16 protein-coding genes are annotated in these 12,996 nt (G+C 56.7%); 13 read left to right on the top strand and 3 right to left on the bottom strand.

What is annotated here, in order from left to right; all coding sequences use genetic code 11:
• Positions 1 to 7: 7 nt before the first annotated feature.
• Together GN112_RS10385 and GN112_RS10380 are read right to left on the bottom strand one after the other, a co-directional pair.
• Complete coding sequence (locus tag GN112_RS10385) at positions 8 to 649, bottom strand: succinate dehydrogenase cytochrome b subunit (protein WP_155310154.1); 642 nt, start codon at positions 647 to 649, stop codon at positions 8 to 10.
• A gap of 75 nt (positions 650 to 724) precedes the next feature.
• The gene (locus tag GN112_RS10380; RefSeq protein WP_155310153.1) at positions 725 to 1,273 is read right to left on the bottom strand and encodes an HD domain-containing protein; all 549 of its coding nucleotides are present in this window, start codon (positions 1,271 to 1,273) and stop codon (positions 725 to 727) included.
• 281 nt (positions 1,274 to 1,554) lie between these two features.
• Here GN112_RS10380 and tolQ point away from each other — a divergent pair, with 281 nt between their 5' ends.
• From tolQ to GN112_RS10320, 12 genes are all read left to right on the top strand, one after another.
• Positions 1,555 to 2,268: a protein TolQ gene (gene tolQ, locus GN112_RS10375; protein ID WP_155310152.1), complete on the top strand. Its 714-nt coding sequence runs from the start codon at positions 1,555 to 1,557 to the stop codon at positions 2,266 to 2,268.
• A gap of 22 nt (positions 2,269 to 2,290) precedes the next feature.
• Complete coding sequence (gene tolR / locus GN112_RS10370; protein WP_155310151.1) at positions 2,291 to 2,731, top strand: protein TolR; 441 nt, start codon at positions 2,291 to 2,293, stop codon at positions 2,729 to 2,731.
• Positions 2,731 to 3,672, top strand: a complete 942-nt coding sequence (locus GN112_RS10365) for a TonB C-terminal domain-containing protein (RefSeq protein WP_155310150.1) — start codon at positions 2,731 to 2,733, stop codon at positions 3,670 to 3,672. The genes tolR and GN112_RS10365 overlap by 1 nt, the downstream gene beginning before the upstream one ends.
• 58 nt (positions 3,673 to 3,730) lie before the next feature.
• Complete coding sequence (gene tolB / locus GN112_RS10360; RefSeq protein WP_231716985.1) at positions 3,731 to 5,056, top strand: Tol-Pal system beta propeller repeat protein TolB; 1,326 nt, start codon at positions 3,731 to 3,733, stop codon at positions 5,054 to 5,056.
• Positions 5,057 to 5,091: 35 nt separating this feature from the next.
• Positions 5,092 to 5,667, top strand: a complete 576-nt coding sequence (pal, locus tag GN112_RS10355) for a peptidoglycan-associated lipoprotein Pal (RefSeq protein WP_155310149.1) — start codon at positions 5,092 to 5,094, stop codon at positions 5,665 to 5,667.
• Between the two features lie 417 nt (positions 5,668 to 6,084).
• Complete coding sequence (gene ybgF / locus GN112_RS10350; RefSeq protein ID WP_231716984.1) at positions 6,085 to 6,987, top strand: tol-pal system protein YbgF; 903 nt, start codon at positions 6,085 to 6,087, stop codon at positions 6,985 to 6,987.
• Between the two features lie 77 nt (positions 6,988 to 7,064).
• Positions 7,065 to 7,547 (top strand): crossover junction endodeoxyribonuclease RuvC, encoded by a 483-nt coding sequence (locus GN112_RS10345; protein WP_155314196.1) that lies wholly within the window; start codon positions 7,065 to 7,067, stop codon positions 7,545 to 7,547.
• Between the two features lie 36 nt (positions 7,548 to 7,583).
• Entirely contained in the window at positions 7,584 to 8,204 is a 621-nt protein-coding gene (gene ruvA / locus GN112_RS10340; RefSeq protein ID WP_155310148.1) for a Holliday junction branch migration protein RuvA, read from the top strand.
• 62 nt (positions 8,205 to 8,266) lie between these two features.
• Positions 8,267 to 9,307 carry a Holliday junction branch migration DNA helicase RuvB gene (ruvB, locus tag GN112_RS10335; protein WP_155310147.1) on the top strand — a complete coding sequence of 347 codons (1,041 nt, stop codon included), beginning with the start codon at positions 8,267 to 8,269 and terminating at the stop codon, positions 9,305 to 9,307.
• A 67-nt stretch (positions 9,308 to 9,374) separates the two neighbouring features.
• Positions 9,375 to 10,202, top strand: coding sequence for an SAM hydrolase/SAM-dependent halogenase family protein (locus GN112_RS10330; protein ID WP_155310146.1), 828 nt, complete (start codon positions 9,375 to 9,377; stop codon positions 10,200 to 10,202).
• Between the two features lie 3 nt (positions 10,203 to 10,205).
• On the top strand, positions 10,206 to 11,303 hold the full coding sequence (locus GN112_RS10325; protein WP_155310145.1) for a hypothetical protein: 1,098 nt from the start codon (positions 10,206 to 10,208) through the stop codon (positions 11,301 to 11,303).
• A 60-nt stretch (positions 11,304 to 11,363) separates the two neighbouring features.
• Positions 11,364 to 11,705 carry a bactofilin family protein gene (locus tag GN112_RS10320; RefSeq protein WP_155310144.1) on the top strand — a complete coding sequence of 114 codons (342 nt, stop codon included), beginning with the start codon at positions 11,364 to 11,366 and terminating at the stop codon, positions 11,703 to 11,705.
• A gap of 91 nt (positions 11,706 to 11,796) precedes the next feature.
• On the opposite strand, the gene cyaB is transcribed toward GN112_RS10320, so the two are convergent.
• Positions 11,797 to 12,411: a class IV adenylate cyclase gene (gene cyaB, locus GN112_RS10315; RefSeq protein ID WP_155310143.1), complete on the bottom strand. Its 615-nt coding sequence runs from the start codon at positions 12,409 to 12,411 to the stop codon at positions 11,797 to 11,799.
• A gap of 139 nt (positions 12,412 to 12,550) precedes the next feature.
• Between cyaB and rplM the strand changes: the two genes are divergently transcribed.
• Entirely contained in the window at positions 12,551 to 12,988 is a 438-nt protein-coding gene (rplM, locus tag GN112_RS10310; protein WP_155310142.1) for a 50S ribosomal protein L13, read from the top strand.
• The last annotated feature ends 8 nt before the right edge of the window (positions 12,989 to 12,996 follow it).

The raw sequence follows: 12,996 nt of genomic DNA, 5'->3' as shown, positions 1-12,996 counted from the left end.
AGCCGAATCAGGCCAGCAGGAAAATATAGACGGGCAGAAAACCGAACCCGATGCCGACGATCACGGCAAATGCGATGCTCAGGATTTTAAGAAGCGGCATGTATTTGGGGTGGTTGGCCCCAACGGTCTGAAAGGCGCTCCAGAATCCGTGACTGACATGAATGGCTGCGGCGACCATGGCCACGATGTAGATGGCCACATACGCCGGACTGGTGAAGGCATTTGAAACGATGGCAAAAATGGTGGTATTGGTTTTATCCACAAAATGAAAATTCATCAGGTGAAAAACGATGAAGGCCAGCAGGATACCACCGGTGTATGGCATGGTGGCCGAACCGAGGGTCCGACCGCCGGCCGATTTGTTGACGGCGTAGCGCACCGGTCGGGCTTTGAGGTTCCCCAGAAAGAGGGTCACGCCGGTGATCACATGAACCAGCGCGAAGGTCAGCAACCCCAGTTCCGCCACCGTGATCAACGGCCCCAAGGCGTGAAGATGGGCGGCATAGGCATTAAATGCATCCTTACCCCCGTAGATGGTCAGATTGCCGGCCAGGTGAGCAGCCAGGAATCCGCAGAAACTAAACCCCGTGATGGCCATCATCAGTTTTTTACCGATGGATGACCCCAGCGTACCGGTAATCCAGTTCATTGTCGCCTCCCGTTTGTAAGTGATTGCCGAAAATTTTGAACAAGGATAAATACTTATTGCTGCTCTGGGGCGCTGTCAAGAGAAAATTTTCAGCCACCATGAATCCCATTCAGTTTTGCTAATGCTTTCAGAAAGTTCCACGCCTGCAGAAGTTTTAAGGCGCTCCTGAACATGGCTGGCCCACTTTTCCGGTGCGGCATACCCCATGTCCGAAAGAGACTTCAGGTCAAGCAGGAACGCCAGTTGGTCGGCGTCGTTGGCCAGACGGGCCTCGAGGGTTTCGCGGGCATTGAATTCATCGATCAGTTCCTTTATATCGGCGCCAAAGGGAAGCCCCCGGGTCAAATGCGCCACGGCCGATGTTTCATCGGCGGTGACATAGTGTTTTTGAACATAGTTGAGATCGCCCATGCGCGCCTCGGGCAGATCGTGGACCAGGCACATGGCCAGGAGCCGTTTCTGGTCCGCTTGCGGGGTCAATTGGGCTAGCGTCCAGGCGATGCACATCACCGCAAAGGTGTGTTCGGCAACGGATTCTTGGCCTGGGCCCAGAAACTGGTAGCCGGTGCGATGCACCCGTTTGAGCAGCATGGCTTCGAAGAGGAACTCGGTAACTCGATTCATGACAGACCTCGTTGGTTGATTGTCGTTGGAAGTGGCGCCGGCGTGCAAGACGGCAGAGGTGATACCGGAATCGGTGAGCGGCAGGGTGCCTCACCTTCCGCAAAGCCTTATGTAACGGTGCTTCAAACGTCAAACCGCTTGACACCGCTGGATGGCTTGTATAGTTATACAGGCACTTTTTCAAGGGGTTGGAAGCTGTCTTGCCGGGTTTCACATGACTTCGCATCAATGCCTGCAAAAAATCGACGAATGCCCGCCATCCACTGATTGGAGAAAAATGAATGGGTGCTAACCAGATGGATTATATTCATATTATCAGCAACGCGAGCCTGATGGTGAAATTTGTGTTGTTGCTGCTGTTGTTCTTTTCCGTAATGTCATGGTCGATCATCATCATCAAAATGCGTTACATCCGTAAGGCGTTTAAGGAATCGGACATCTTCATCGACTATTTCTGGAAGAGCCGGGACCTGGCGGGTGCGTATACCAAGGCCAAACAGCTCGGTGGCAGCCCGGTCGCCCGGATTTTCAGAATCGGATATGCCGAACTGCGCAAGCTCAATACCAGCGGGAAACCGGGAGAGGAGAGTGGCGTACCCGATGAAACCTCCTCCCTGCGACATGAGTTTTCGGGAAGCGGCAATGTCAAGCGTGCCCTTCGCCGGGCCATCAACACAGAGATGACACGGCTTGGCCAGATGGTACCGTTTCTGGCCACCACCGGCAACACCACTCCGTTTATCGGGCTGTTCGGCACCGTATGGGGGATCATGAACTCCTTCCATGGTATCGGCCAGCGCGGTTCGGCCAGTCTCGCCGTTGTGGCCCCGGGTATCTCGGAGGCCCTGGTGGCCACGGCAGCCGGGTTGGCCGTGGCGATTCCCGCCGTGATTGCGTTCAACCATTTCATGCAGAAGATTCGCGTCATCGAAACCGAACTGCACAGTTTTTCCGCGGATTTTCTGAATATCCTCGATCGGGACATTCTAAGGTAATCCTTGAGCCAAAGGAGGAAACATGGCCATTGGCAGCGGCAGCGACCGGCTCATGTCGGATATCAACGTCACCCCCTTCGTGGATGTTATGCTGGTCCTTTTGATCATTTTCATGGTTACCGCCCCCATGATGGTTCAGGGGGTCGATGTCGCCCTTCCTGAAGTGAGTGCCAAACCCATGGTTACGGAAAAGGAGAATATCACCGTGACCATCGACCGGGAGAGCAACGTATACATCAATGACTTCCAGGTCCGCATGGACTTTCTCAGGGACAAGCTGGAGAAGATTCTGCAGGGGCAGACCGATCGGGAGGTTTTCTTCCGGGCCGACAAGGACGTTTCCTACGGCATGGTGGTTTCCGTGATGGCCGAAATCAAGGCGGCCGGCGTTGAAAAACTGGGGATGGTGACCGACCCCTTTGACGAGCCCGCCACTGACCCGATGTCCGGTAAGAAAGGCTGATGAGAACGAACGTTCGTGTGCCGGTGTCTTTCAGCGATGGGCGAAAGGCCGACGGCCAGATGTCGTTGGCTTATCCCGTTGCCATTTCCCTGGTTTGCCATATGGTGTTTCTGGCCCTGTTTGTGGTAACACCCAGCCTGCGTTTTGATCGGCCCCAGCCCCGCTCCGTGATCAGTGTCAGCATGGTTTCCATGAAAAAAGATGCCAGCGGAACCGCTTCATCGGCCAGCGCGGACCGGAAACCGCCGGCCGCCAAAAAAACTGCCGATGTCAAACCGGCGCCGCCACCAAAACCGGTTAAAAAGGCGGTTAAGAAGACGGCCAAACCCGCCGTTACCCCTTTCCCGACGCCACCGAAACCCAAGACATCGCTGAAACACAAAACCTTTAAGTCCACCCAGGTGGTCAAGAAGGCCATCGAACAGCTGGAGACGAAGGTGGTTAAAACGCCCGCCGCCCCTGAGGCGCAGGCCGCATCCCCGGAAGATCTAAAATCGGCCCTGAACCGGCTGCGCCAGGAGGTGGGCAAGGTCGAGGCCGCCAAATCGGCAGCGTCGGCAAAAGGGGGGGGTGAGGGCCGCGGTACGTCCACCGGCAAGGCAGGGGCCACCCCGGGGCCGTTCAATGAAGACGGTAAGCGAAGCGCTGAACTGATCGATCTGTATCGCATCGAAGTGGCTTTCCAGATCCAGAAAAATTGGGCCTTTAACGAACAGTTGTCCGGCGGTGACCGCTCCCTGGCCTCGGCGATTGTTTTCAAGGTGATGCCAAACGGTGAGATCCGGGACATCTTCTTTACGGACCGATCGGGAAGTACGTATCTTGACGAATCGGGCTACAAGGCCATCGTCAAGTCCAACCCGGTGGATCCGCATCCGTCCGGTCTCAACCTGCCATATGTGGAGATGGGGATCCGCTTCACACCCCAGGGTATCCGCTGATCCCTATTTCCTGACGATGCATGCGAACAACACCCAACAACCGAAGGATTGTATGCCGATGATGATTCAACACCGACTGTGCGCCATGCTGGTCGTGATGGTTTTGATGCTGTTGCCGCAACCGGCCGCTGCCGCTTCGTATAATTATATCGACATTTCCAATCCCTTTTTGCGCAAAACGCCGATTGCCGTGCCGACATTTCAAACTGACGGCCAGGATTCAACGGCTGCCCCAGTGGCCCGGCAAGCATCTCAACTTATATCGTATTATTTAGATTTTACAGGATATTTCACCATCAGCGACCCAGGCGCGTTTCTGGAGAACCCCCAAACCATGAACATCACCGGATCGGGCATCCGCTATCGCAATTGGACGGCGATCGGTGCCGAACTGCTGGTGACCGGCAAGGTGGCAGTCAGTGATGGCGATGCTGAGTTCGAGCTGCGTCTCTTCGATACGGTCAAGGAGAAGATGCTGCTCGGCAAACGCTATCGGGGAGCCATCGACGACCACCAACGGGTGGCACGGAGGTTTTGCAGTGAGGTGGTGTACACCATTTTCGGAAGCCATGGCTTCTTTGATTCAAAGCTGGCTTTCGTTTCCAACGGCTCCGGCAACAAGGAGATCTACCTATGCGATTTCGACGGTCGCAACATCACCCCGTTCACCCATCATCGGAGCATTTCCCTGTTTCCCGACTGGTCATCCGACGGGAGCTGGATCGCCTATACCACCTATGCGGAGAAAAAACCGCGCATCTACATCCGGCATGTCCGTGAAAAACGGATTGCCAAGATACGGAAACCCAAACTGCAGATGACGCCGGCGTGGGTTCCCGGTTCGTTCGAACTGGCTGCCAGCCTATCTTTTTCCGGTGATCAGGAAATTTATTTGTTGACCGGAAATGGGAAAGTGATTAAAAGATTGACAAATATGGAGGGGATCGACGTCGAGCCAACATGGTCCCCCGATGGCAAGCGCATGGCGTTTGTATCCAGGCGATCCGGCAATCCACAGATTTACATTTATGATACCGTTTCCGGAAGGGTGCAGCGATTGACCTTCGAGGGTCGCTACAATACCCAGCCGAGCTGGTCTCCTTCAGGAGACAAGATCGCATATTCTGCCATGAGAAGTGGTGTCCTCGATATTTTTGCCATAAACCCCGAAGGTGGCGAACCGACCCAGCTTACAGAGAATCAGGGAAGCAACGAGGCACCGACATGGTCCCCCGACGGCAGCCTGATTGCTTTCGGTTCAACGCGTGAGGGGAAAAGCAGGATTTACGTGATGACCGCTTATGGAACCGACCAGCGACGTTTGCTCACTTTGCCCGGTGAGCAGACCAATCCCAAGTGGTCTCCGAATATCCTAAACCCATGAAACCGTACCGGTATTGAACAAAGGAGGAGAAAAAGATGAAAAGAAAATGGATCATCCTGGCGATGTTGCTCATTATTCCTGCCATGCTATTCAGCGTATCCTGTGCCAAGAAAGCGGTTGTTGCCGAACCGGCCGTTGACACGAGCGCCGAAGACGAGGCGGCCCGCCAGGCCGAGCTGGAAAAACAGCGGGCATTGGAAGAGGAACGTCTGGCTGCCGAACGGGCCGCGAAACTGAAGGCTGAGGCCATGGAGCGTGACTTGATGATGGCCAAAAACCGTTTCCTCGACGAGAATGTCTACTTTGACTTCGACTCGGCGGTACTCAGCATGACCGCACAGGATGTGTTGAAGGAAAAAGCGATGTGGCTGCGTACCAATTCGGATGCCAGTGTGGTGATTGAAGGCCATTGCGATGAGCGGGGTACCAACGCCTACAACCTGGCGCTGGGAGAACGCCGTGCCGATAGTGCCAGATCGTTTCTCATTAATCTGGGTATTCCTGCAGCCCGCCTGACCACCATCAGCTATGGTGAGGAAAAACCCGTTGACCCGGCCCATAACGAAGAGGCGTGGACCAAAAACCGGCGCGCCGCCTTTGTCCTGGAGTAACCCAGCGGTTCGGATCGTAAGCTGGCAAGAGGATGGGTTGGTCCTGCCTGCGCGGATTTTTCTACCGGAAGGTCGATTCCGCGGTAACGGGTGAGGATTTCGCCCACCGGAACCGGCGCCCAACGTTAATGCTGACCATCGAATATGCAGCAATCGGCCTTTATGTCCGCCGTTGCTGCATATTCTGCTTAGGGTTCGCGCAAAAATAATTTCGCAAATTGTCAGTGTTCAGGCGCCCACTCCGCAAGGCGCGAAGACAAAGGAATATCAGGCATATTCCGTGTTTTCGCAACGCCGCTGAGCGGGACGGATGGGCGCTGAAAATGTGAAGTTATTTTTGCGCGAGCCCTTAGGGCGGACGAACATCGCGGCCGCTATGCGTCGTTACTGAGCCGGCGGCATCATGGGAAGGTGAATATGCAAACCAAAAAATGGTGGATCGGATTGGTGGCGGCTGGGTTTCTCTGCAGTTGCGCCCTTCAGGAAGACGTCTACACCCTGGATCATCGTGTCGCTGCGCTGGAGCGCCACAGCCTGGAGCTGGAAAACCGGAACCGTGCCTTGCAGAAACAGGCTGAGGCCCTTTTGGCGGCCAAGGCGGAAACCTCCAGCCTGGATCAGAATCAAGCGGATGACGCCATGGCGCTGCGGAGCCAGTACGCCGAACTGGCAGCCCAGTTGCAGGCCTATCAGGATCAGCGGCAGCTGCTGTCCGGCCGGCTGGACGAGATGGAATATCTGCTCAAACAGAAGCTGCAGGGGGTGGAGAGCCACCAGTCCAGCGGTCAGTCCAGATTGGATCGCATGGCCACCGATCTGGCAGCGATGCAGAAACGGTTGACCATATTGGAGCAGTCTTCCAAAAAGAAGGCGGGCCAAACGCCAGCACCGGCGCCTGCCGCAACTCCTGTGAATAAACCGGTCGAACCCGCCGCCGGCGGCGAATCGCAAACCGACACCGCACTGTATGCGACGGCAAAAAAAGCGTTTGACGAGGGAAATATGGACGCTGCCCGCAGTGGATTCGAAAAACTGATTGCCGATTTCCCCAACTCCACGAACGCCGATAACGCCCAGTTCTGGATCGCGGAGAGCTACTATCACGAAAAGTGGTACGAGAAAGCGATTCTTGAATACCAGAAAGTGATCGAGAATTATCCTTCCGGGAATAAGCTTCCCGCAGCGCTGCTCAAGCAGGCCCTCGCCTTTGCGAACATCGGCGAAACCAATAATGCGCGCCTGATCCTCAAGGAACTGATTGCCAAGCATCCGGGGACCAGTGAAGCCGCCGCGGCCAAACAAAAACTGGAATCGATGTGAACGACCCCCAACCCACCGAGGCCATTGGTAATTTTTTGAACAACCCGGATGCTGTAGGCCGGGACCGATAATTGTCCATGATCAAGGTGATCGGCATTGATCCGGGACTGGCCGATACGGGCATCGGTATTGTGCAGGGTCGCGGTCTGACGGTCAACAGTTATGCCTACGGGAGTATTTCGACTGCCAAAACAGAGATCATGGCCTGCCGTCTGGAGTCGATCTACAACCGGATTCGTCAGGTGTTGGATGAGGAAACACCTGATCTCATGGTGGTCGAGGATGTCTTTTCCCTTGAAAAATTTCCCAAGTCGGGCATAGTTCTGGGCAAAGTGTGCGGGGTCATTTTGCTGGCCGGAACTCAGTCCGGGGTTGAACTCGCCGAAGTGCCGGTGCGTCAGGCCAAGCAGATCCTCACGGGAAACGGAAATGCTTCCAAAGCGCAGTTGGAACGGGCCGTTCGGCATACCTTGGGCATGGCTGCCCCCATTCGACCGTTTCATGCATCGGACGCGCTGGGACTGGCGTTGATCGGGCTGTTCCGGCACCATGCACGATAACCTTTTTGTTGTTGGCGGACTGCTGGATAAAAAAACATGATTGGATATCTTGAGGGCCGGTTGATGAAAAAGGAGCCGGACCGGATTCTGCTTCTGGTAAACCATGTGGGGTACGAGATCCTGGTCCCGGTGGTGGTGATGGAGACCCTTGCCCAGAAAACCATTGGCGATGAAGTCTCCCTGTACATCTATTATTACCAGACCGAAAGACAGCCCAAACCGGTATTGATCGGCTTCAACCTTGAGGCGGAGAAGGAATTTTTCCAATCGTTCATTACGGTGGAAGCCATCGGACCGCTTAAAGCGGTCAAGGCGCTGAATATTTCCGTTGGCGATATCGCCCATGCCATTGAAAGTGGTGATGTCAAAACGCTGAAACAGTTGAGCGGGATCGGTGACCGCACCGCCCATAAGATCGTGGCTTCGCTCAAGGGAAAAATGAACAAGTTCGCCCTGATCCGGCACGAAAGCGGTGATGCGCAAATGCCGGTGGACGAGGATTTTATTGAGATGGTCATGGATGTGCTCATCTCACAGCTGGGTTACAAGACAACCGATGCCCGGGAAATGATCGGTGCGGCCATCAAGCGCAACACGGCCATCTCCACGGCCGAACAGTTGTTTGACGAAATCTACCGCGGGCAACGACAAGAGTAAGCCCGTTTTCTTTTGTGCCGGATGCCCCATGCCGGCTGGCCGCAAGGATGGATCGTATACTGATGGCGGATTCAATTCTCACCCACCGATCAACGGACATGGCCATTGTCGATGGCGCCATGCAACCTGCCGACCGCGATGCGGAGATCCTCTCCCTGCGCCCGGAGCGACTGCACGAATACGTGGGCCAGGCCGAGGTGGTGGAAACCCTCAAAATTGCCATTGAAGCGGCCAAAATAAGGGAGGAACCCCTTGAACATGTCCTTTTCCACGGTCCGCCGGGACTGGGCAAAACCACCCTGGCGCATATTATCGCCAACGAAATGGGCGGTGCCCTGACGGTCACATCGGGTCCGGCCCTGGAAAAAGGCGGTGACCTGATCGGGATCCTGACCCACCTGGGCGAAGCGGATGTGCTTTTCGTGGATGAAATCCACCGCACGCCCAAAACGGTGGAGGAGTTTCTCTATCCGGCCATGGAAGACTTTGCCGTGGATTTTGTTTTCGACAAGGGCATCCATGCCCGTAGCCACCGTTACCGGCTTAAACGATTTACCCTGGTGGGGGCCACCACCCGGGTGGGCCTGTTGTCGGCACCGCTACGGGACCGCTTCGGTATTTTTCGCAGCCTTGATTTTTACGGGCTCGAGGATCTGGTGAGCATTACCATCCGCTCGGCGGCGCTTCTGGAGGTGACCATTGACACGCCCGGCGCCGGGGAACTGGCCAGACGCTCCCGGGGAACCCCACGCATCGTCAACCGGTTGCTCAAACGGGTTCGGGACTATGCCCAGGTTCGCGCCGACGGCACCATTAACCGGGATACGGTAGAGGCGGCCCTGGCACTGGAAGGGGTCGATGCCAAGGGGCTCACCCATCTGGATCGGCGTTACCTGAAGACGATCATCGATTTTTATGGCGGCGGTCCGGTGGGTATCGAAGCCATTTCCGCCACCCTTCAGGAAGAGAGCGACACCCTGGTGGATGTGGTCGAGCCATACCTGCTCAAGATCGGTATGGTGACCCGGACGTCATCCGGGCGGCGGGCATCCGATCTGGCCTACCGTCATCTGGGACTACCCGTTCAGCAGAAACTGTTTTGACCGGCGTGCGGCCGCTACTGCCGGCTATACGCGGTGTCGCTGGGCGATCCAGGAAAAAGAGGTGCCCATGAGCCTCATTACCCTGCTTACGGACTTTGGCCTGCGGGACGAATATGTGGGCGTGATGAAAGGCGTCGTCGCTTCGATTCACCCCCGGGCAACGGTCGTGGATATCACTCACGGCATCGATCCCCAGGATGTGACCCACGGGGCCTATGTCCTTGCCGCGGCATACACCTATTTCCCGGCGGGCAGCGTTCACGTGGCAGTAATCGATCCGGGGGTCGGCGGGAAACGCCGGATCCTGGCCGTCGAGTGTGGCGGCCACCGGTTTGTGGCGCCCGACAACGGGCTGCTCGACAGGGTATTGGCCGACCGGCCGGCAGCCTCCGCGGTGTATGTCGAAAACCAGCGCCATTTTCTGAAACCGGTGAGCCGGACGTTCCATGGCCGCGATATTTTCGCGCCGGTTGCCGCCCACCTGGCGGCAGGCCGGGGCCTTGACGAACTGGGGCCGCCGGTCGACCGGCCTCAGCTGGTGCGCGGTATCGTTCCCGGCAGCCGGTTCAAAGGCGCGGCTTGCCTGGAGGGGAGCGTGGTGGCTGCGGATCATTTTGGCAACCTCTTGACCACGATTCATGCCAGCGACATTGCCCGATTGGTCGGCAGGAGCGACCGCAAGCAGGTGATGGTGCACGTCGGCGGCCAGGCAATCCACGGGATCGCCTCATCTTACGACAGTGTTCCGCCGCTCACCCCCCTGGCCATCATCGGCAGCCGGGGGTTGCTTGAAATTTCAATCAACGGCGGCAATGCCCAACAGTGGTTGGGGGCCGCAAAGCGGGATCCGGTTCGGGTGGACGTGCACCGGTGCCGGACCGGACCGGAAACATAATCCATGAGTCGACCCGAAAAACGATGGCAACTGTTGCTGGTGGCAGATGACGGGCGGATCATTCCGTTCCGGCGCATCAAGGGGGTTGCCATTGCGCTGGTGGTTCTGGTGGTTCTGCTCGGTGTGCTCTGCATTGGCCTTGGGTGGCGGTTGACCGTACAGAACGTCAACCATGCCCATACCCTTGACCAGCTTTCCGAAGCCAGGGAACGGGCTGCCCATTTCAAGCATGAGCATGAACTGATTTCCGCCGAACTGGTATTGGCCGAGGCACGTATGGAGAAGGCGGGCCTTCCAATACCCCGGCGTGAAGAATCGCCCGCTGCAGCCATTCCAGGCCAAACCGATAACGAACGCGTCGTGACTGAGAAAGCCGCTGAGGGGACGCGTCCGTCGGTCACGCCCCCGGCACTGTCCCCGGCGCCCCCCGAATCCCAGGCTTCGCACGACGCCACTGCGCCGCCGGTCGCCGCGGGCGTTCATCCACCCGACCAAAAACCGGCTGTGCTTGCTGATTTACCAGCGCCACAAACGCCGCAACCAACGCCTGCCAAGCCATCGTCGGCGCCATCGGCAACAGCTCCGCAGACATTATCTCCATCCGTCGCGGTCGGGGCCATCACGGTGCGATACAATGCTGCCACGAAACGGATCCAGGCACGATTTCGGATTCGCAATACCGGGTCCCGCCGTGTCCCAGTCGCCGGACGCGCAGTGATGGTCCTCGGCGGCGGGCAGGTGCCAACGGATCACTGGTTGGCACTGCCGGATGTGACCCTGGTCGATGGCAAGCCCGACGGCAGGGGCGGTCGCACATTCCGGATTTCCAGATTTGTCGATATGGATCTGTCTGTTCAGTCACCGAAGGATCCATCGGTTTATCAAACGGCCACGGTCTATATTTTCGATAAAAACGGCGCGCTGATGGTTGAGCAAACCGCCGCTGCCGATCTGCCCGCGCCGGCGCCAAAAACGGCTCCCCCACCATCGCCGGCTGAAGCTGAAACACCACCACCGGCCGAAACGACGGGATCGGAACCTCAGGCCGATACCGTTGAGGAGGCCATTTCATCGGAAGCGGGCGGGGTGCCGGCGCCCTAAGGCGTACGCAAAAGCCAAATTTTCATTTTTCGGGTTTGCCCCAGCGACAGGAGCGTTTCAGTGAAAGAGAGTGGCAAAACGTTTTCCATCATCGACAAAGGCATGACCGTTGACGGATCCCTGGTGGGCAAGGGCAACCTGGTGGTCAAGGGCACGGTAACCGGCACGCTTAAGGGCGAAAGCGTCGTTATCAGTGAAAACGGGCATGTCGCGGCCGACACACGGGTTCAGACCCTGACCATCGGCGGCATGTTCGAGGGCCGACTGGAGACGTCGGGACAGCTGATCATTTTATCCACGGGAAAATGCAGCGGTGAGGTCGTCTGCGGGGACCTGGTGGTGGAAGCCGGTGGCCGGCTGGATGCCCAGGTGACCTGCAAAGGACCGGTTTCCAAGAAATAGCGGACACGGGGTTGCCGCGGTTAACGGTCAAACGGGGTCCGCTTGCGGAAAAGATGGGCGCGTTGCTGAAAGGGGGCTTCACGGTTGGCGTTCAGGGGGCCCCGGCTTCGAAACGATGCTGGTGGCGGCTGAAATTCACCTTGATGCCTTTAAAATTATCGAACGTCACATCCGTGAACGGCCAATCCTCCGCCTCACGCAGTTCGGCAAAGATCTTCAGGTAGCTGGAACGGATCCGATGCTCCCAGCACAGCCCGAAGGTTTCGACAAGGGCCGTAATGCTTTCCGGGTCGCCTTCGATTTCAAGGAATGTGCCAAAGGGCATGGTGTCGATGCAGAGGGTCGCACCGCTGAGTTGCCAGGTTTCGCGCCACTTCTGGTAGACCTGCCGGCGCGTAAAGCCGAGGGCTTCCAAAATGGTGTCCATGGTGGCAAAATCGCTGACCTGCACTTCCAGTTCACGGTAGATTTTAAAACGCGGGTCCTCCCTTTGGGGCGGCGCCTTGAAGGTCAGGGTGGTGATGCGGTCTTTTCTCAGGCGCAGGAGACATCGGCTTTGCAGCAGACGCTCATCTTCGGTTTCGTAGCGCACGTTGTGCTCGAAGGTGCGTGGAATCGTGCGGACGGCACCGGCCGCCGCCAGGCGTGCCGGCAATGCCGACGGGTCGGTGATAAAAAATTTCAACTCGATTTCAAGATGTGCCATGGTGGCGGACGATTACAGACTTTTTCGTTGATGTCAAAACAATAACCCCCATCTGGCAACATTGGGGAAATAGACCTTGACACCCAATGGATTATCTATTAATACTCCCGGATTCTAAGAAACGGACAGGAGTCAAACGGTGAAAAAATATACATACAGTGCAACAAACGCAGACAATCAGAACAAATGGTGGGTGGTTGACGCAGATGGCGCCGTCCTTGGTCGACTGGCCACTCGGATCGCCGCCGCCCTGCGCGGAAAAAACAATCCGCTTTTCACCCCCCATGCCGACCTGGGTGATTCGGTTGTGGTGATCAACGCCGAAAAAGTGGTCCTGACCGGACGGAAGATGGATCAGAAAACCTACTACCGTCACAGTGGCTATATCGGCGGGTTGAAGAGCATTACCGCCAAAAAGCTGATCGAAAAACGGCCGGAGGATGTGATTCGCTTTGCCGTCAAGGGAATGCTGCCCAAAAACAGCCTGGGGCGCAAACTGTTCAAAAAGCTCAAGGTCTATGCCGGGGATCAGCATCCCCATGAAGCGCAGCAGCCGGAAACCATGCAGGTCAATTAAATCTTTTA

It is taken from the genome of Desulfosarcina ovata subsp. ovata (genome assembly GCF_009689005.1).
Lineage (GTDB): Bacteria > Desulfobacterota > Desulfobacteria > Desulfobacterales > Desulfosarcinaceae > Desulfosarcina > Desulfosarcina ovata.
Note: the sequence above shows the minus strand (reverse complement) of the source record. Positions and strands in the feature narration are given on the sequence as shown.